The organism is Parabacteroides gordonii MS-1 = DSM 23371, from assembly GCF_000969825.1.
Lineage (GTDB): Bacteria > Bacteroidota > Bacteroidia > Bacteroidales > Tannerellaceae > Parabacteroides > Parabacteroides gordonii.
The window spans coordinates 531,393-550,292 of sequence record NZ_KQ033920.1; the positions used below are offsets into that span (position 1 = coordinate 531,393).

The window sequence follows — 18,900 nt, forward strand, 5'->3', positions numbered from 1 at the left end:
TTAAAACATATAGTATTCACTTAAAAAAAGTAGTTATGAAAAAGACGTATGTAATGTTGCTTATGGCCCTGGCAGGGTTTGTAAGCAGTTGTACGAATGAAGACGGCACCGAAGGGCCGACCCCTTCCGGCAGCGCCGGCGAGATCCAGCTCGTGTTCAGCGGAAGCGGCGAGAGCACCGAGTACACCAAAGCGATCGCTTCCGATAGCGAGAACAAGATCGCAAACCTGAAGGTCTACCTGTTTGGCGCAGCCACAGCGGATGCTACAGATGCCGATTATCATTATATGGAAACCTGGACGATGACGGAAGCTACACCGGCAGGTAACCAGTTTATCCTGCAACCTTCCGGCTCTTCCTGGGCCGCCTCTATCAAGCCGGGCGAACTGAAAGGCTTGCCATATCTGACGCTGGTTTGTGTGGCTAACCAAGATAATCTGTTCAAGACGGATGGAAGTGCTTTCGATGCTTTGGAAGCCGTTGCAACAGATGCTACTGCAGGAACAATCACGACACCCGGCACAAAACTGGATGCTTTCAAAGCCGCCTATACAGCCAAGTTGGGAACTACTGACATCCTCAAAACCCCGCTAGCCATGACAGGCACGGGAACGACGAAGATCAGCGGCAGCGTATCGAAAGTAGCCATTACGCTGAAACGTATCGTCGCCCGCTTCGATATCGACAACACGACAGCCACTTCCCAGCTGACCATCGAGAATGTAGCGATGGGGCAGGGCCGTCCGAACGGTTCACTTTTCGGAGGGACGCCGACAGCCGATCCGATTACATATGCCGATGTCGCCTTTGCCGGCGAGAACGCCAACCAGGGAACCCTTGAAAGCGCCCTCTACGTCTATCCGAATCTGGCTGCTGACGAAAGCTACCTGATCATCAAAGGTAAATATAAGAGCCCGTCCACTGGCGAGCAGATCCCCGTTACCTACAACATCCCGGTAGTCAAGACGCCCGAAGATGCTACAGCCGATACTCCCGCCAACTATATCGCCATCAATGCGAACAGCCGTTACAAGCTGCGCATTACCGATGTCACCGAGTCGAATATCTATTCCACATTCGAGGTGGAAGACTGGACTTCGGGTGGTGGTGTAATCATCAAACCGGATAATGCGAAACCGGAAATGAATAAGATGGATGGCGATAATGTCCCGACTGAGGTAACAGGTATAACTTCCCTCTACCGCACAGCCGATGCCGGATCATTCAATATCGTTATGACTTCTACCGGCCCATTGGAATACAGCCGTGGATTGGTAACGAAAACCGACGAAATAGATTGGCTGACAGTTGGCGAGATTACTTCAGAACAAAAAGACGGCCTGACGGTAACCACTTATCCCGTAACCATCGCCGACGCTACCGGCAAACGCCCCGTATCGCTCACCTTCACCAATCAGGCGGCGTCTTACGACCCCGACCTGCAAACAACGCTCACCTTTACCGGCCCGGCTGCAGCTCCGATAGCCGGTGAAGTCGAGAAAGGTAACAGCAAAGGCAATACGCTCGACCTGACGGCAGATCCGGCAGCTCCTAAAGCTACCATGGCCAAAGCGGTAGGCAGCTACGTCTCATTTAGTCTGTTCTGTGTAGACGGTTTGGCTGAAGTTGCTGATGTGGAAGGTTATTCCGTAAAAGCTATCTCAACCGAAGGCTTCACTACAACTTATCGGGTTACAATAACTGATGCCAGCACTGCAGCAGATAATGCAACCATCGAGTTCAAGAGCAAGGAAAGCGGCGATACTAACAAGGTCACACTAACTATCGAACATAAGAAAGCATCTAAGCCTACGATTGTAGAAAACGATAAGAAAGAAACTTATGTAGCGAGTGCCTACAACAGTGAAACATTAGGAGGGGATTCTAATGAAGCTACCGCAAATATGTTCCTGATCGATAATAGTACTATTTATGTAAAGGCAACTTGTACGGAAAGTGCGGATGCGGGAGCGGTTATAGCAACATCATCGAGCGATAAGTTAACTGTGGTTGAAGAGTCCGGGACTCCGGGTATATTCAAGATCAACATACCGGATGCTAGCCAATTAACCGCCGGAAGTGCCGTTACCGTCACCTTCAAAAACAAGGCTGAGGAATCCGTTATCTCTACGCTGGCAATTACTCCGAAGAGTGCGGCTCCGACGGTAGTACTGGGAGATGATTATAGTGCAGTTACAGATAATGGTGACGGAAGCTATACGATTGATCTGGCTACTCTTTCTTCGAATACATTCACATTGACTGTTACAGCTCCGACAGGAGCAAGTATTACCAGTTTGGAGACTCCGTTTATAGGTGCCGGTTGGTTAAAACTGGATGGTACAAATGCCGGTACAACAGCTATTACTGCCGGAGGAAACCAGGTATACACCTTTACTTCCGGTGATACCCCTGATGATACAGGAAACATCACCTTAACCTTCACCAACACTGAAGCCGGTGAAGGTGACCTGACAGTAATCTTAAAGAAGAAGTCGGTTGGCCTCTAATAGGTGACGTTATCGGCCATCTCCACAGAACGCATCGCGTTCTAAGAAAGGCCTCATCGGGTGAGCGTAAAGCGAAGGTGGAAGACGGAGCGTCCGGAGTCTGTGCTGTTTGAGCGTAGCGAGTTCACAGACGACAGCGTAGTCTTTCACCGGAGTAGCGAAGCCGGTGCAGCCTTGATCTTTTCTTTGCTTCGTTTCTTTTGGATCAAGCCAAAAGAAATGAAGGCCCGTCCGGTGGCAAACCGGAAAACAACAAACAATAAAGAATTATGAACATAAAACATAACCTCTCAACCCTCCTGTTAGGCGCCCTGCTGGTCGCCTGTACCAGCGAGACGACGTTGGAAACCCCGACCCCTCCCGACGGAGGAGCGACATCCGACAACGACAGCCGCGAAGTCCTTCTTACCCTGAAGAACAAACTGAAAGTAATCCCGGTCGAAACGAAAGCCGGTGATGAAATCGCGACCACCGAGGAGAACCGTATCTACAGTCTCGACGTCTACGTGTTCGGTTCAAAAACCGAAGAAGGCCTTTACACCTTCCAGGAACAATTCTATTACCGCGAAGATGCCCGCCAGACCCTCGAAGGCGATTACGTCACCAGCTTCACCCTGAATACCGGTGCTGACAATTCGACCGCCCTGCTCCGCATGAAGAAAGGCCTCTTTGTTAAGATCTACTGCATTGCCAACAGCACGAAGCTGATCCAGCCCAATGGAGCTGAATTTACTGACTTCAAAGGACTGCTGCAAAGTGCCCCCGGACAAGCAGGAAATACGATCACTGACGGCGTACCGACCGAGGCTGATTTCATCAAGTTCCATACCCCGACCCTGCAAGCCGCAGTGCCAGGAGATATCCTGCTCACCCCGCTACCTATGACCGGCGCCAATACCACGCCGCTCGACCTGACCGACTTTTCCGTTTCGGCCCGTACGCAGCTGGGCTTCAAGCTCACCCGTATGGTAGCCCGCTTCGACGTGGTGAACGATGCAGAAAAGTCGAAGTTTACCGTTCAATCGGTCAGTATGGGTAACGGACGTACCGGAGCAAGCTATTTCCCGGTGAAGGTATTGGGTAACACACCGGCTGATCCTACCGACCTGATTACCTATCCGGCCCGCGACTACACAGCTGATCAGACTACGGGCAGCCCTACCGGTAAAGGTATCTTCTACAGCTACCCCAGCCCGGTAGACGATGGCGGCTACCTGATCCTGAGCGGCAGCTATGCCGTCAACAAGACCCAGAGTATCCCCGTCACCTACAAAGTACCTTTCAAACCGGCAGGCGATGAAACGGGTAACTATATCGAAGTGGCCTACAACCACCGCTATACCGTCTCTATCACCAGTGCCGACGAATACCATCTCGACTTCACCCTCAACGTAGCCGACTGGGCCGACGAGGACAAAGTAGACGACTACAAGCCGGAGAACGACTTCACAAAAGATGCCGTGGCTCTGGCCGCAGCCGGTAGCTCTGCTGATGTCAAACTCCTGTCCGACGGTAATATCGTGATGGATGCTGGTGTAGGGAAAACGCTTGCCTTTACCATCGCCGCCAACAACACAGATCCTACGGCATTCACCGAAAAACTCGATTATGCCGGTGGTGATGAATGGCTGGAGATTGATGGCGAAAGGAAAACGGAAGCCCCAACAAAAGCCTCTATGCTTACCACGTTCAAGTATAAAATGGCTGAAAGTATCGGTGATATGCACAATTGCCGTCCCGTTACCATCCGTATCACCAACAAGGTAAGCGGCAAGAATCTGGACATCAAAGTAACTCCGACCACCTTGTCAGGCCCGGAAATCAGCTTGGTGGCAGAGGGAAGCGAGGGATGCACCTACGATGCAGCAACTAAAACGGTCACTATCCCGAATACGGATAGTCGGGCATTCAAGCTGAAAGCGGTAGCCCCGACTCTGTCCGGCGAAGATGGAACTACGGGAAGCGGCGCAGCAGTAGCTAATGATTGGATAAAAGTTGATCCGGAAAGTGCAGCAACCGCCGAAGGTACATACACCTTTACGATGGAGACTGCTCAAGGTGATGTGAATTCAACCAACACGCTGACCTTCACCTCTGCGGCAACCACTGGGACAACCGTCATAACTGTCAAACTTGAAGCCGCAGACATATAATGAACAAACACGATTTAGTAATCGCCCTGTCCGAACGTCTCTCCCTGACTCAGTTACAGTCTCTCGAGATTGTGAACGCCTGGGAGGGCGTTCTTTTGGATGCTTTGCTGGCCGATCAGAGGCTTATGTTGCAAGGTTTCGGCACTTTTCATGCCTGGAGTCAGACCGAGCGTATGGGACGTAACCCCCGAACGGGTGAGTCTTGCCGTATCGCGCCGCGTGTCAGTGTGAAGTTCAAACCCGGCAAATTTCTGCTGGGTGCGTTGAACGAAAAAGAGAATGATTGTCAATCAACAAAAGAAAACAATGATGAAACTATTTAATAAGTTATATGGAATTAGCCTGTTTACCCTGCTTCTCACTGTGGCATCCTGCACCAGTGAGACAGAAGAACAGCTCCAAAAGCCCGCCCCGGAACCATCCGGAGGCGAGACTCGCCGCGAAGTAATGCTAACGCTGAAAAACAAATTGTCGGTCGCACAGACTAAGGCAGGCGATGAGATTGCCACAGCCGCAGAGAATAAAATCTCGGCACTCGACATATACGTTTTCGGATGCACGACCGAGAACGGAACCTACACCTATCAGGAACGTTTTTGCTATCGGGAGAATAGTGCCGATCTTCCAATGGGAGAAACGTCTCTCGACTTGACGGTTGTCGGTAGCGACGGTAAGCAGACGACGGCTCTTTTATCACTAAAGAAAGGATTGTTTGTCAAACTTTACTGTATAGCCAACCATAGCGAACTGATCGATCCGGGAACGGGTGCAGCGTTCAATAACTTTTTGCCTTTGCAGCAATCAGCCCCGGGGCAACCCGGAAATACCGTGATAGAAGGTACACCGACAGAGGATAATTTCAAACTTCTTCAAAGCACCCGACTCGATCCAGCTTCGGCTACTGACATACTGAAAAACTCCGTTACCCATGACAGGTGCTTATGACACACCTCTCGACCTGACTGATTTTTCAGTGTCAGCCCGTTTGCAGTTAGGTTTCCGCCTGACACGTTCGGTGGCACGTTTCGATATCGTGAACGATGCGAAAACCTCTAAATTCACCATCCAATCGGTTAGCATGGCGAAGGGACGTAAAGGGGTAAGTTTCTTCCCATTAAAGGTAATAGGCACAACTCCTAACGATCTGATCACTTATCCGGCCCGTCCGTTTGATGGAGAGAAAGCAAACGAGGGCAATTGTGTCGGAGCTTTCTACACGTGGCCCAGCCCAATGGAAGATGGTGGCTACCTGATCTTATCGGGTACCTATGTCGCCAATCTGACTGACAATATCCCGGTCACCTATAAAGTCCCATTCAAACCTGAGGGGGATGGAAATTATATCGAAGTTTCCCGAAACCACCGGTATACGGTCAATATCACAAAGGCAGACGAATATCATCTGGATTTCACGCTGGATGTGGCCGATTGGACGGACGAAGGCACAATCGATGAGTACGAGCCGGGAGGAGAAACGGATAAGGATGGTATGAAGATAACTATCGATCTTGACAACGGAACGTATGATCCTGTTACCCGTATGGTAACAATGGCAATCACGGATGATGCCCAGTTTACGATAGAAGGCAATTCAACATCCGGCTATTATACCAGAATGTATTATGAGAATGAAGATACGGAGCATCAATGGCTAACGATAGATCCGGCAGCTGATTATATGCCGTCAACGAAAACAGATGCTATACAAAAAACATATACAATAAAGAAGAATAGTGAGTATAAAGAGGCAAAGTTTCCTATCGCATTTATACGTTTCACTGATAAGATTTCAGCTAAAGAAACGGTAGTGATTGTTCAGCCGATAGCAGATCCGGTAGTCAAGGAAAAGACTATATCCAATGGTAGTACAATAGATGTAGATAAAGGAGAAATTATGCTTTATCAATCAGCATCAGTGGCTTCTCCTGCTGTTACATTTAGTGTCTTTGCTTCCGGTGGAAGTAAACTGGAGTTTCCGGACGATGATACTCCCGGTAATTGGCTGAAAATAACCCCGGCTGCAGAACAGGATTTGTCGCAAAGTGATTATACTTTAGCTTTTAATACTGATGCAGCTGATTTTCCTAATCCATTCCCGCTTGAAGGGAAAACAGTGAATGTTGTAAATAGAGGGGATGATACGAAAAAGACAATTTTGACATTGAAATTGAAATCGGATATAACGGTAACTTCAACAACAGAAGGAAAAGCAGAGTTTGATAATTCCAGCAGTACTTTACGTTTGTATAATAATGGTTCTGACAGGATTAAACTGACTGCAAATACGATTGGTGGCTCTGAACTAGTGGGTGTTCCCGGTTGGCTAACTGTTACAAAAGAAAATGATAATACAAATCAAACAACATATACCTTTGCTCCAAATGGTGTAGGAGGGAATGCTAAATTTTCAATTCGTAGTAAAGCTGATAATACAATATTGAAAACGTATACGGTTTATTCTATCAGTCCGGATATAACGTATTCTTCGCTTACAACTCCTTCCAGTTATACTACTAGTTCAAATTTGACAGTGCCTACAAACACAAGTCCGGTCATAACCTTTTTCCCTTGTTCTAATTCCACAGCAACATTTACCATTACTTCGCCACAAGGGGTAATAGTTAGTAATCCAGATTCATGGGCTGGAACTTCTTCGTCAGAAACAACGCTTAGTACAACCGGTCAGAAAAAGACTACTGTAACATTATATCGGAATTATTCTGATGCATCTTATAATGGCTTTTATGGTAATATATCTTTTACTATGAAGGAAAAATATAGTGGCAACACGAGGACGGTCACTATAAAGCAATATCCTGATGGTATAGTGTATCCGGGAAGTAATGTGCCTGCTAATCAGGTAAATGGTTATAATGTTGCCGGAGAAAATGGATATCAAAATGGAAGGGGTAATGTCTCTTATAGCAATCTGTTGACAATGATAAGTAATAGTACTGCTTGTCCTCCAGGTTGGAGAATCCCTGTCTTATCAGACTTTATTCTTATGACAAAAATAGACGCTCTTAATACTAATGGTCATATTAATGTACTCCATTCTTGGAATGGTTATGATCAATTAAGAAAGGCCTTTAATGGTAATTTATATTGGACAAGGGATGGGAATGGACGAGGTTTTCTTGCAACTGACGAAGGCTTTGGATTGTGGGATTTTGGAACAAGTAATGGAGGTGTCACCTATCGTTGCATAAAATAACTAGAAATCAGTTAGCCATTGTAAATGGCTGATAATTTATTCATATAAACAATTAAAATCATGGCAATTTACACCAAATTCTGGAAGGTCTGGCTCCGCCTGAACCTTCTGACGAAAGATGTGGATAACGACTACACGGCCGAAGTATCCACCATGAAAAACTCCCTGCGTAATGAAGACATTGCGCAGCGGATTGTAAATGAAGGTTCGGAATACAAGTACGACACCTTGTTGTCAATCATTAACCAACATGACCGTATCATCCGCGAGGCAGTTATGGATGGTTATAGTGTTCTAACGAAAACCTGCCAGTACACTCCGCGTGTAACAGGCAGTTGGATTGGTACTAGTGCCAAATTCGATCCGGAGAAACATAAAGTTACTCTCGACATCACTCTCTCATCCGAAATGCGCGAGTCGTTGAGCCATGTAGGGGTGGAAGTATTAACCGTTAAGGATAGTGGCGCAGCGATCGGCCTGGTTACCGATACTGCAACCGGCTTGTCCAATGATACCATTACCCCCGGCGATGATATCCGTATCGACGGTGAGAAGATCCGTGTAGCCGGTGAGGCTGCCGGTATCGGCGTTTTTTTCATCGATGCCGACGACAAGGAACACCCCGTTACCCGCCGCCTGACAACCAACGATCCGAAAACATTGCTGGCCCGTGTTCCTGCCGACCTGACTGACGGCAAGTATACGTTGCGTATCGTCACCCAATTCTCCAACACGACTACCCTGTTGAAAGAACCCCGTACCATCGAGTACGAACGTCCTCTCATCGTAGGCAACGGCGGTGGAGATAGCGGTGATGACGACGACCGCCCCGTAATCGAATAGCATTCTTTCTCCGTCGTATCGAGACGCCGCCTTACGTCTCGCCGCGACGCTTCCCACCGTCTCCCCCCAACGCAACGTTACGTCTCCCTGAGACGCAGCACAGTGTTGAGGGGGGACGTAAATTATCAGATAAGTAAGGAATAAATTTATAAAAAACTAAATACATATCATAATGTCAACAAGAGCAAGAGTTACAATGAAAGATTATGATGGTGAAAACTATTCTTATAGTCTGTTTTGCGATGGCTATCCGGAAGGAGTTATACAATATTTACCCAAAGGGAAAGTTAGCTATGAAAAATTACGTCAAAATATGCTACTTTCCGATGAGTATGAGAGTACACCTGACTATCTATATGAGATCGATCTCCCGGAAGAACATATCCGAATTTATAACTCAGACCGTATTGGATCTATATGGAACAAGGGACAGTTAATCTTTGATGGTACTTTTTATGAAGCCATAGCCAAATATCAAGAGGGCACTTAATGTGCCCTCTCCCTGAATTCGGAGGGCGTCACGCCCTCTTTCTTTTTGAAGAAGGTGGAGAACTGGCCTGCGTTTTCGAACTTCAGGTTATAAGCGATTTCCGATATATTCAGATTACTTCCTGTCAGTAGCTCTTTGGCTCTCAGTAATTTTTGCTGTAACTGGTACTGGGCGGGTGAAACACCGGTATATTCCTTGAACATACGGCGGAACCAGGAATAACCTAATCCTAATTGTGAAGCGATCTCTTCCGGTGACATCGGGTTCTCTATCTGCTCTTTCATCAGGATACGGGCTTCGTTGATCTTGTCTACTACATATGTATTGGTAAAAGAACTGTTTTTCTTCTTATAATAAACCGTCCCTAATATATGAAGTACGATACTGGAAATCATTTGCTGGTAGCCTGACTTCTCCTGTGACGCAAACTTTAATACATCTTCGTATAATCCTACTATTGTGGCACTTAATCCGATTTTATGAAGCGGTTCTTCTTTCGTGAAGAAACGTTTCTCTACCCGTTTATCGATATGTATTCCCCGGAAACCGACCCAGTATTCATCCCACCCGGTTTCTTTATCCGGATAATAACTATGCCATTCGCCGGGAAAGAGCAGGATCATGGTTCCTGCATTTATTTTCTGCATCTTGCAGGATTGGGAGGAGAAGTAGCCGCTTCCCTTCGTTATATAAACAAGCTGATATTCGTTCAGGATACGTCCTGTTTGCGGTTTGAAATTATAATTTTCCGGATGGCAGGATAACGGGTATTGACTTTTGGGAGGGATAAATTGATAACCAATGGTGGTAACAACAATTCCCCAGTCTTCGTCTGATGCTCCGATGGTTAGATAGCGTAGTTGGTCGCTGATGTGTTTATTCATGTCAGAAATGAAAGGTTTAAAATCATTTTCGTAAGCAAATATAGTAATTAACCCTTTACTTTTGCTATCAATAAACAAATAACTTTGTTATATCATGAAGAAACATACCTTTTTAGCGTTTGACATAGGTGCTACCAGCGGACGGGCTGTTCTGGTCATACTAATTAATGGCAAATTTGAAATGCGGGAGATACATCGCTTCCCAAATAACCTGCTCGAATTGCATGGTAAATACTATTGGAATATATACAATTTATATGAAGAACTGAAGAAAAGCCTTTCCCTTTGCACACAACAGCATATTGTACCCGACTCGATCGGTATAGATACCTGGGGCGTCGATTTTGGTTATCTGGCTTCGGACGGTTCTTTGCTGGGGTTACCGCGGGCTTACCGTGACCCGTACACGGAAGGGGCGCCGGAGGAATATTTCCGTCTTGTTTCACGTGAGGAGGTCTATCGCCTTACCGGCATTCAAATAATGAATTTTAATAGTCTTTTCCAACTCTTTCGTGCCGGGCAAGAGGGGTTTGCATCGTTGGAAAATGCTGAAGAAATACTTTTTATTCCTGACCTATTGTCTTATCTGTTAACGGGTAACAGGGTCTGTGAATATACAGACGCTTCCACATCCCAGTTACTTAATCCGGTTACACGGCAGTTTGAAGCATCCCTGCTGGAAGCGGCAGGGGTATCGCCTTCTATTGTGCGGCAGGTGGTAATGCCCGGAACGCTTGTCGGGGAGCTGACCGATGCGCTGGCAGAAGAAACCGGTGCAGGCAAAGTTCCGGTTATCGCTGTGGCAGGACATGATACGGCCTCGGCTGTGGCGGCTGTTCCCGCTCAGGATCAGCATTTCGCTTATTTAAGCAGCGGAACCTGGAGTTTGATGGGGATTGAAACGGAAGAGCCACTAATAACACAGGAATCATACGAAAACAACTTTACGAACGAAGGAGGTATTGAAGGAACCACCCGTTTTCTGAAGAATATCACCGGTATGTGGCTGTTGGAGCAATGCCGGAAAGAATGGGAAAAGGCGGGGAGGAGTTATACTTATCCGGAGATTGTACAAATGGCGGAACAAGCCGTTCCTTTTATACGCTTTGTGAATCCGGACGATCCTCGTTTTGCCAATCCTGCTTGTATGACAAAGGCCATTGCAAGTTATTGTGAAGAGACGGGGCAGCCTGTCCCGGTGACAGATGCCGAGTTTATCCGTTGTATTTTTGAAAGTCTCGCCCTGCGTTATAATGAGGTGATCCGGATGTTGAAGGAGATGGCTCCTTTCCGTATCGACCGGTTGCATGTGATAGGGGGAGGTTCAAAGAATACATTATTGAATCAGTTTACAGCCAATGCAATCGGTATGCCTGTGATAGCCGGCCCGTCGGAAGCGACTGCCATTGGAAATGCGATGATACAGGCACGCTCGGCAGGTATTGTCTCCACCCGTTGGGAAATGCGCCGGTTGATAGCCGGATCCGTTCATACGGAAACATTCCTGCCACAGGAAGAAATGAGCTGGAAAGAAGTCTATGAAAGATATATTGAAATAGTAAAACGATAAAAAGAAGAATATCATGAACACAGAAAAGAATGTAAAGCAAGCTTTTGATTTGGCAGCAGAACGTTATGCAGCCTTGAATGTCGATGTAAACAGTGCGTTGGAAAAATTGCAACAAATCAGTCTTTCCCTTCATTGCTGGCAGGCGGATGATGTGACAGGTTTCGAGAATCCGGATGGTTCGTTGTCCGGTGGCATACAGGTGACCGGAAATTATCCCGGAAAAGCCCGCAATATAGATGAGTTACGTGCCGATGTGCTGAAAGCCAATTCTTTTATTCCCGGTACCCATCGATTGAACCTGCATGAGATATATGGTGACTTTGGCGGAAAGAAAGTAGACCGAGATGAAGTGGAGCCGGCTCATTTCCAGAGTTGGATGGAATGGGGGAAAGAAAATAATATGAAGCTCGATTTCAACTCGACATCTTTCTCGCATCCCAAGAGCGGTAACCTGACATTGGCTAACCCGGATAAGTCGATCCGTGATTTCTGGATCGAACATACCAAGCGTTGCCGTGCTGTCAGTGAAGCGATGGGTGTTTATCAGGATGATCCTTGTATGATGAATCTGTGGATACATGACGGTTCGAAAGAAGTTCCGGCCAGCCGCATACAATATCGTCAGCTGTTGAAAGACTCGCTGGATGAGATTTTTGCTACTGATTATAAACATATGAAAGACTGTATTGAAGCCAAACTGTTCGGTATCGGGCTGGAAAGTTATACGGTAGGTTCGTATGATTTCTATCTGGGGTATGGCGCGAAGAACAACAAGATCGTAACGTTGGATACCGGCCATTTCCATCTGACGGAAAGTATTGCCGATAAGATCTCGTCGATGCTGTTGTTCACTCCGGAGATCATGCTTCATGTAAGTCGCCCGATCCGTTGGGATAGTGACCATGTGGTTATTCTGAGTGACGACCTGCTGGATCTTTCCCGTGAAATAATCCGTTGTAAAGCATTGGATCGTGTACACATCGGTCTCGACTATTTTGATGCGACCATTAACCGCATCGGTGCTTATGTGATCGGATGCCGTGCAACACAAAAAGCATTCTTGCAGGCCTTGCTTGAACCGTCTGCCACTTTGCAGCAATATGAAGCTGAAGATAAGTTATTTGAACGTCTGGCTTTACAGGAAGAGTTGAAGAGTCTCCCGTGGAATGCCGTCTGGGATATGTTCTGTCTGAAAAACGATGTCCCGGTAGGTGAAGATTATATCGGTGAGATAGAAAAATATGAAGCGCAGGTAACAAGTAAACGATAAATTTATGGATATACTTATCGGTTTACTGATTATCGCCGTCGGTAGTTTCGGACAAAGCAGTTCGTATGTGCCGATCAATAAGGTGAAGAACTGGAGCTGGGAAAGTTTCTGGCTGATACAGGGGATTTTTGCCTGGCTTGTCTTTCCTTATCTGGGAGCGCTGCTGGCTATCCCCGAGGGACAGAGCCTGACGGATCTCTGGAGTGCCGGAGGTAGTACCGGTGCGCTGGTCTACGGAATGTTGTGGGGAGTAGGAGGCTTGACCTTCGGCCTTAGTATGCGTTATCTGGGAATTGCCTTGGGACAAAGCATTGCCCTGGGAACCTGTGCCGGTTTCGGTACGCTTTTCCCGGCAGTATTCGGAGGTACGGATTTGTTTCATGGCGACGGATTGATCCTTTTACTGGGTGTTTGCGTAACGTTGGCTGGTATCGCAGTGATCGGTTATGCCGGTAGCCTGCGGGCCCGGAACATGACAGACGAGGAGAAGAAGGCGGCCGTGAAAGATTTTGCCCTGACAAAAGGATTGCTGGTTGCACTGTTGGCGGGTGTGATGAGCGCCTGTTTTAATCTGGGGCTTGAATCCGGAACTCCAATACTGGAAAAGGCAATAGCATCCGGAGCCAGCGAACTGTTTGCTCTGAACCCCGTGATCCTGTTGGTTACAATGGGTGGCTTCCTGACAAATGCTGTTTACTGTATATATCAGAATATTAAAAATAAATCGGGAAAGGATTATTTCTCCGTTACAGGTAAGATATTACTGAATAATGTCTTATTTTGTGCACTGGCCGGTGTCCTGTGGTATTCCCAGTTCTTCGGATTGGGCATGGGAAAGAGCTATTTTGCGGATTCACCCGTTATGCTGGCCTTTTCGTGGAGTATACTTATGTCGCTGAATGTTATTTTCAGCAATGTGTGGGGCATAGTATTGAATGAGTGGAAAGGCGTTAGCAGGAAAACGATTATAGTGTTGGTATCCGGTATGTGTATCCTGATATTCTCACTGTTATTGCCGAATTTATTAGGTTAAGGATTTTATAAATACAAAAGCAAATAAGTAAAATATTACATTGAGTAAAATGACAACAATTAAGAACAACAGCCCCCTGATGGCTGAAATAGGACGTATCGCCGAAGTAGCCGGCTATCTTTGGACAAAAGGATGGGCTGAACGGAATGGCGGAAATATCTCTGTGAATCTGACGGGTTTGCTGACTGACGAAGAAATGGCATTGCCGGCATTGGCACCGGCGACCGAATTGCAGGAAACCATGACATCCCTCGGCGGAAATGTATTTTATGTTACGGGTACAGGTAAACGTATGCGCTATGTGGCACAGGATCCGTTTGCTAACGGCGCACTGATCCGTATCGCTCCCGATGGTAAGAGCTACGATATCATTGCCGAACAGCCGGTCAGGCCGACATCCGAATTGCCTTCGCATCTGTTGATGCATAACTACCTTCGTTCGCTGGGACGCGATAACAGGGTCGTGCTGCATACGCATCCGACCGAACTGATCGGGATGACGCATTGCAAGCCTTTCCTCGACTCGAAAGTACTGACCCGTACTTTGTGGAGTATGATCCCCGAATGCCGTATCATCGTACCGAAAGGAGTAGGGATTGTCCCTTATGAAATTCCGGGAACGATCGAACTGGCGCATGCCACGATCCGGCAACTCGAAAAGCATGATGTCGTATTCTGGGAAAAGCATGGTATCCTGGCAGTAGGTGAAGACCTGATCGAATGCTTCGACGCTATCGATACATTGAGCAAATCAGCCCAAATCTATATCAGTGCCCGTATGGCCGGATATGAACCGGTGGGGATGACCGATCAGCAATTGGACGATCTTGTTCCGGCTTTTGGACTATAATAGATGAATTTAATAGCCGTCGGCTTCATTGCCGACGGTATTTCTAAGACCAGTTTGTGAAGAATACCATGAAAAAGATACTTATACTCTTTACTTTATTTTGTACCCTGCCGGCTATCGCCCAACAGCGGGACAGCCGTATACGCGAATATCTTTCTCCCACACGTATTGTATGGCAACAACATAACGAACTTATCCAGGATGCCGCTAATCTGCTTTTGCCGGGTAACGGGCAAGCCGGACTGGTGGATCGTACTATATGCAAAATGACCAGTACGAAGCAGAAACATCCTGCCATCCTGTTTGATTTTGGAAAGGAGCTTCAAGGTGGCATTCAGCTTGTGACAGGTGGTTTCCCTGTTCACCGGCCTATCTCCGTACGTATCCGCCTGGGAGAATCCGTAAGCGAGGCTATGTGTGAGATCGATGGAAAGAACGGGGCAAGCAACGATCATGCCATGCGTGACTGTATCGTTTCACTTCCCTGGATGGGAGTAATGGAAATAGGTAACTCCGGCTTCCGTTTTGCCCGAATCGATCTTCTCGACGACTCTACCGAACTGTATTTGAAAGAGGTGCGTGCTATTTCCACTTATCGCGATATCCCATACAAAGGATCATTCCGGAGTAGTGACGAGCGACTGAACAAGATTTGGCAGACTGGAGCTTACACCGTCCATCTGAATATGCAGGAATATCTGTGGGATGGTATCAAACGCGATCGCCTGGTCTGGCTGGGAGATATGCATCCGGAAGTCATGACGATCAATTCTGTTTTCGGTTATAATGAAGTCGTTCCCAAAAGCCTTGACCTGATCCGTGAAGCTACTCCGCTTCCCGACTGGATGAACGGTATTAGTGCTTATTCGATCTGGTGGTTACTGATTCAGCGCGACTGGTATTATTATCAGGGTGACAAGGTATATCTGAAAAAGCAACAGGCTTATCTGACTGGTCTGTTACGCCAGTTACTTTCGAAAGTAGATGCGGACGGGCATGAGAAACTGGATGGATGGCGTTTTCTGGACTGGCCTTCGAGCGAGAATCCCGAAGCGATCAACGCCGGTTTGCAGGCATTGGTTTTGCAGTCCATGAAAGCCGGTGACGAATTATGTACTGTACTGGAAGATGAAACACTGGCTGCCGAATGCCGGGAAACAGCTAAAAGAATGATTAAAGTGGCTCCGCAGGTAACCAAAACATTACTTAAGTCTAAAATAGCACCGGACGCGCCGGGTTCCAAGCAGGCGGCTGCTTTATTGACACTGGCAGGATTAATGAAACCGGAAGAAGCCGATAAAAAATATCTTTCGGTAAACGGAGCACAAGGCTTTTCTACCTTCTATGGATATTATATGTTGCGTGCTATGGCTACTGCCGGAAACTATCAGGGAGCAATAGATGTGATCCGCCAGTATTGGGGAGCGATGATCGATTTGGGAGCTACTACTTTCTGGGAAGATTTCAATATGGCATGGCTTCCGGATGCAGCCGGTATCGATGAACTTGTACCGGAAGGGAAGAAAGACATTCACGGAGACTTCGGCGATTACTGCTATAAAGGTTTCCGGCATAGTTTATGTCATGGTTGGGCTTCGGGACCGACCGCTTGGTTGAGTGAGTATGTATTGGGCGTACAGGTGGTGGAGCCTGGTTGCCGCGTTGTTCGTATCACGCCACATCTGGGGGATTTGGATTGGGTGGAAGGAACCTTCCCGACACCTGAAGGGATTATAACTATCCGTCATGAAAAAGGTGCGGATGGCAAAATCAAGAGTGATGTTAAAGCTCCGGAAGGTATACAGGTGATTCTGGAGAAATAGTTAATAACTAAAATAGTAATGAGATGAAAAAGTATCTTCTGTTACTCGCATGTATCGGGACTTTCGCTTCGGCAGAAGTAAAGACCGACTGGAAAGCACAATGGATCAACACGGAACGATGCCAAAGTGCAAGCAACACCTGGTTAGCTTATCGTAAGACAGTCTCAATAGACGAAGTCCCGGCAACCCTGACCGCCCATATTGCAGCCGACAGCAAATACTGGTTGTGGATAAACGGGCGGCTGGCCGTCTTTGAAGGAGGGTTGAAGCGTGGCCCTTCTCCTTATGATACCTATTATGATTCGGTGGAGATTGCTCCTTATCTTGTTTCAGGGGAGAATACCATTGCTGTTTTGGTCTGGCATTTTGGGAGGAATGGCTTCAGCCATGTGAATAGCGGACTGGCTGCCTTACTGTTTGAAGCGATAGCTCCCGGGATAGAGATCGTTTCGGATAAGAGTTGGAGATGCGGCGTATATGATGCATATCAGAATACCGAAGCGCCTTATCCGAATTACCGTTTGTCGGAAAGTAATATCCGTTTTGATGCCCGGCTGGCAGAGGAGGGATGGAACCTGCCGGGATTTAAGAATACTTTTCCCGGTGCGGAGATCGCTTCAGTGGTGGGGAAGGCGCCGTTGGGACGGTTGGTGAAACGTCCGATTCCGATGTTCAAGGATTTTGGTTTGCGGGATTATCCGGATATCCGGCAGTCGGCGAAGGGCGATACCTTGTTTTGCCGTTTACCTTACAACTGTCAGTTCACTCCTTATCTGAGAGTGGAATCCCCTGAAGGCAATACGATCTATATGCAGACGGATAACTATCGGGGAGGTGGGCCAGAAAATGTTCGCGCCGAATACATTACCCGCAAAGGTGTACAAGAATATGAAAGTTTTGGCTGGATGAGCGGTCACGAAATGTGGTATATTGTCCCCGAAGGAGTAAATATACTGGAAGTAAAATATCGTGAGACAGGATACGACACCGAGTTTGCCGGTTCTTTCCACTGCAACGATCCTTTCCTGAATGAGTTGTGGAAACGTTCGGCACGTACATTATATATAACGATGCGTGATAACTATATGGACTGTCCCGAACGGGAACGAGCCCAGTGGTGGGGCGATGAAGTGAATGAACTGGGGGAAGCTTTCTATGCGCTTTCCACCTCTTCCCATCAGTTGGCTGTAAAAGGCATCCATGAATTAATGAACTGGCAGCGTGCCGACGGCTCTTTGTTTGCGCCTGTCCCGGCTGGTAACTGGTCGAAGGAATTGCCTTTGCAAATCCTGGCGTCAGTAGGATGGTACGGTTTTTATACTCAATATTATTATAGTGGCGACAGTACGTTCGTCCCTGCTATCTACGATCGGCTGCACCGTTATCTGCATGAAACCTGGCAGGTGGATAAAAGCGGTTTCCCGATAGAACGGAGCGGGGAATGGAGTTGGGGCGACTGGGGAGAGCAGATCGACATGGGTGTCCTGACCAATTGCTGGTATTATCTCGCATTGAAAGCCGAGAAAGAATTTGCTTTGCAACTCGGAAAGAAAGCGGATGCCGAGGAGATCAGCCGTATGATGTATAGCATTGAAAAATGTTTCAATACGAAATACTGGACAGGAACGGCTTACCGCTCTCCCGGTTATCGGGGTGAAAATGACGACCGGGCGCAGGCTATGGCTGTTCTTTCCGGTCTTGCACCGAAAGATAAATATCCGGCTATCCTGAAACTCCTGAAGAAAGAATATCATGCCAGCCCATATATGGAAAAATACGTATTGGAAGCTCTTTTCCATATGGATGCTCCCGATGCAGCCCTGCAACGGATGAAAGACCGCTATGCCGGTATGTTGAGCTATAAAGAATATACCACTTTATTTGAAGGTTGGGGAGTAGGAGCCGAAGGTTTTGGCGGTGGCACGATCAACCATGCATGGAGTGGCGGCCCGCTGACATTACTGAGCCAGAAAGTGTGTGGTATAGAACCTACCTCGCCTGGTTTCAAGACATTCCGGGTGAAACCTCAGATGGGATCCCTGACGGAAGCATCGGCCACTGTTGAGACTCATTACGGTAAAATTAAAGTCGATCTGAAGAAGTCCGGCCGTAAGATCCTGATGGAAATTCAGGTACCCGAACAAACCGGTGCTGTTGTGATTTCTCCCAAAGGCAAAGTACAGGAAGTGGGCTCCGGAACCCATAAAATAACGTGTCCCTTTTAATAAATGCACTTTTTATAGTAATATTGACGAATAGA

15 protein-coding genes are annotated in these 18,900 nt (G+C 47.2%); 14 read left to right on the forward strand and 1 reads right to left on the reverse strand.

The window, feature by feature from the left end; genetic code table 11:
* Nucleotides 1–35: 35 nt before the first annotated feature.
* The 8 genes from HMPREF1536_RS19220 (at nucleotide 36) to HMPREF1536_RS19245 (ending at nucleotide 9,210) form a co-directional block, all read left to right on the forward strand.
* Nucleotides 36–2,510, forward strand: coding sequence for a hypothetical protein (locus tag HMPREF1536_RS19220; protein ID WP_028729527.1), 2,475 nt, complete (start codon nucleotides 36–38; stop codon nucleotides 2,508–2,510).
* A gap of 60 nt (nucleotides 2,511–2,570) precedes the next feature.
* On the forward strand, nucleotides 2,571–2,783 hold the full coding sequence (locus HMPREF1536_RS27715; protein WP_044193182.1) for a hypothetical protein: 213 nt from the start codon (nucleotides 2,571–2,573) through the stop codon (nucleotides 2,781–2,783).
* Nucleotides 2,780–4,663 carry a fimbrial protein gene (locus HMPREF1536_RS19225; protein WP_028729526.1) on the forward strand — a complete coding sequence of 628 codons (1,884 nt, stop codon included), beginning with the start codon at nucleotides 2,780–2,782 and terminating at the stop codon, nucleotides 4,661–4,663. Before HMPREF1536_RS27715 ends, HMPREF1536_RS19225 begins: the two co-directional genes overlap by 4 nt.
* A complete protein-coding gene (locus HMPREF1536_RS19230) occupies nucleotides 4,663–4,986 on the forward strand; it encodes an HU family DNA-binding protein (RefSeq protein WP_028729525.1) in 324 nt (107 codons plus the stop codon). The genes HMPREF1536_RS19225 and HMPREF1536_RS19230 overlap by 1 nt, the downstream gene beginning before the upstream one ends.
* The gene (locus HMPREF1536_RS26715; RefSeq protein WP_157395736.1) at nucleotides 4,970–5,608 is read left to right on the forward strand and encodes a hypothetical protein; all 639 of its coding nucleotides are present in this window, start codon (nucleotides 4,970–4,972) and stop codon (nucleotides 5,606–5,608) included. The genes HMPREF1536_RS19230 and HMPREF1536_RS26715 overlap by 17 nt, the downstream gene beginning before the upstream one ends.
* Nucleotides 5,592–7,877, forward strand: a complete 2,286-nt coding sequence (locus tag HMPREF1536_RS19235) for a hypothetical protein (protein ID WP_052349903.1) — start codon at nucleotides 5,592–5,594, stop codon at nucleotides 7,875–7,877. Before HMPREF1536_RS26715 ends, HMPREF1536_RS19235 begins: the two co-directional genes overlap by 17 nt.
* Nucleotides 7,878–7,937: 60 nt before the next feature.
* Complete coding sequence (locus HMPREF1536_RS19240) at nucleotides 7,938–8,720, forward strand: DNA-binding domain-containing protein (RefSeq protein ID WP_028729524.1); 783 nt, start codon at nucleotides 7,938–7,940, stop codon at nucleotides 8,718–8,720.
* A 172-nt stretch (nucleotides 8,721–8,892) separates the two neighbouring features.
* Nucleotides 8,893–9,210 (forward strand): hypothetical protein, encoded by a 318-nt coding sequence (locus tag HMPREF1536_RS19245; protein WP_147337542.1) that lies wholly within the window; start codon nucleotides 8,893–8,895, stop codon nucleotides 9,208–9,210.
* Here HMPREF1536_RS19245 and HMPREF1536_RS19250 read toward each other — a convergent pair.
* Nucleotides 9,207–10,094 carry an AraC family transcriptional regulator gene (locus HMPREF1536_RS19250; RefSeq protein ID WP_028729522.1) on the reverse strand — a complete coding sequence of 296 codons (888 nt, stop codon included), beginning with the start codon at nucleotides 10,092–10,094 and terminating at the stop codon, nucleotides 9,207–9,209. The two genes, HMPREF1536_RS19245 and HMPREF1536_RS19250, sit on opposite strands and share 4 nt — an antisense overlap.
* Before the next feature lie 94 nt (nucleotides 10,095–10,188).
* Between HMPREF1536_RS19250 and HMPREF1536_RS19255 the strand changes: the two genes are divergently transcribed.
* The 6 genes from HMPREF1536_RS19255 (at nucleotide 10,189) to HMPREF1536_RS19280 (ending at nucleotide 18,865) form a co-directional block, all read left to right on the forward strand.
* Nucleotides 10,189–11,664 (forward strand): rhamnulokinase, encoded by a 1,476-nt coding sequence (locus HMPREF1536_RS19255; RefSeq protein ID WP_028729521.1) that lies wholly within the window; start codon nucleotides 10,189–10,191, stop codon nucleotides 11,662–11,664.
* Between the two features lie 13 nt (nucleotides 11,665–11,677).
* Nucleotides 11,678–12,934, forward strand: coding sequence for an L-rhamnose isomerase (locus HMPREF1536_RS19260; RefSeq protein WP_028729520.1), 1,257 nt, complete (start codon nucleotides 11,678–11,680; stop codon nucleotides 12,932–12,934).
* Nucleotides 12,935–12,938: 4 nt separating this feature from the next.
* Nucleotides 12,939–13,967 (forward strand): L-rhamnose/proton symporter RhaT, encoded by a 1,029-nt coding sequence (gene rhaT, locus HMPREF1536_RS19265; RefSeq protein WP_028729519.1) that lies wholly within the window; start codon nucleotides 12,939–12,941, stop codon nucleotides 13,965–13,967.
* Nucleotides 13,968–14,016: 49 nt separating this feature from the next.
* Nucleotides 14,017–14,817, forward strand: a complete 801-nt coding sequence (gene rhaD, locus HMPREF1536_RS19270) for a rhamnulose-1-phosphate aldolase (protein WP_028729518.1) — start codon at nucleotides 14,017–14,019, stop codon at nucleotides 14,815–14,817.
* 68 nt (nucleotides 14,818–14,885) lie between these two features.
* Nucleotides 14,886–16,640, forward strand: coding sequence for an alpha-L-rhamnosidase-related protein (locus HMPREF1536_RS19275; protein WP_028729517.1), 1,755 nt, complete (start codon nucleotides 14,886–14,888; stop codon nucleotides 16,638–16,640).
* 23 nt (nucleotides 16,641–16,663) lie between these two features.
* Nucleotides 16,664–18,865 carry an alpha-L-rhamnosidase-related protein gene (locus tag HMPREF1536_RS19280; RefSeq protein ID WP_028729516.1) on the forward strand — a complete coding sequence of 734 codons (2,202 nt, stop codon included), beginning with the start codon at nucleotides 16,664–16,666 and terminating at the stop codon, nucleotides 18,863–18,865.
* The last annotated feature ends 35 nt before the right edge of the window (nucleotides 18,866–18,900 follow it).

Coding starts and splice junctions, on each gene's coding strand:
- HMPREF1536_RS19220 (WP_028729527.1), top strand. CDS start 36: ATGAAAAAGACGTATGTAATGTTGCTTATGGCCCTGGCAGGGTTTGTA.
- HMPREF1536_RS19225 (WP_028729526.1), top strand. CDS start 2,780: ATGAACATAAAACATAACCTCTCAACCCTCCTGTTAGGCGCCCTGCTG.
- HMPREF1536_RS19230 (WP_028729525.1), top strand. CDS start 4,663: ATGAACAAACACGATTTAGTAATCGCCCTGTCCGAACGTCTCTCCCTG.
- HMPREF1536_RS26715 (WP_157395736.1), top strand. CDS start 4,970: ATGATGAAACTATTTAATAAGTTATATGGAATTAGCCTGTTTACCCTG.
- HMPREF1536_RS19235 (WP_052349903.1), top strand. CDS start 5,592: ATGACAGGTGCTTATGACACACCTCTCGACCTGACTGATTTTTCAGTG.
- HMPREF1536_RS19240 (WP_028729524.1), top strand. CDS start 7,938: ATGGCAATTTACACCAAATTCTGGAAGGTCTGGCTCCGCCTGAACCTT.
- HMPREF1536_RS19245 (WP_147337542.1), top strand. CDS start 8,893: ATGTCAACAAGAGCAAGAGTTACAATGAAAGATTATGATGGTGAAAAC.
- HMPREF1536_RS19250 (WP_028729522.1), bottom strand. CDS start 10,094: ATGAATAAACACATCAGCGACCAACTACGCTATCTAACCATCGGAGCA.
- HMPREF1536_RS19255 (WP_028729521.1), top strand. CDS start 10,189: ATGAAGAAACATACCTTTTTAGCGTTTGACATAGGTGCTACCAGCGGA.
- HMPREF1536_RS19260 (WP_028729520.1), top strand. CDS start 11,678: ATGAACACAGAAAAGAATGTAAAGCAAGCTTTTGATTTGGCAGCAGAA.
- rhaT (WP_028729519.1), top strand. CDS start 12,939: ATGGATATACTTATCGGTTTACTGATTATCGCCGTCGGTAGTTTCGGA.
- rhaD (WP_028729518.1), top strand. CDS start 14,017: ATGACAACAATTAAGAACAACAGCCCCCTGATGGCTGAAATAGGACGT.
- HMPREF1536_RS19275 (WP_028729517.1), top strand. CDS start 14,886: ATGAAAAAGATACTTATACTCTTTACTTTATTTTGTACCCTGCCGGCT.
- HMPREF1536_RS19280 (WP_028729516.1), top strand. CDS start 16,664: ATGAAAAAGTATCTTCTGTTACTCGCATGTATCGGGACTTTCGCTTCG.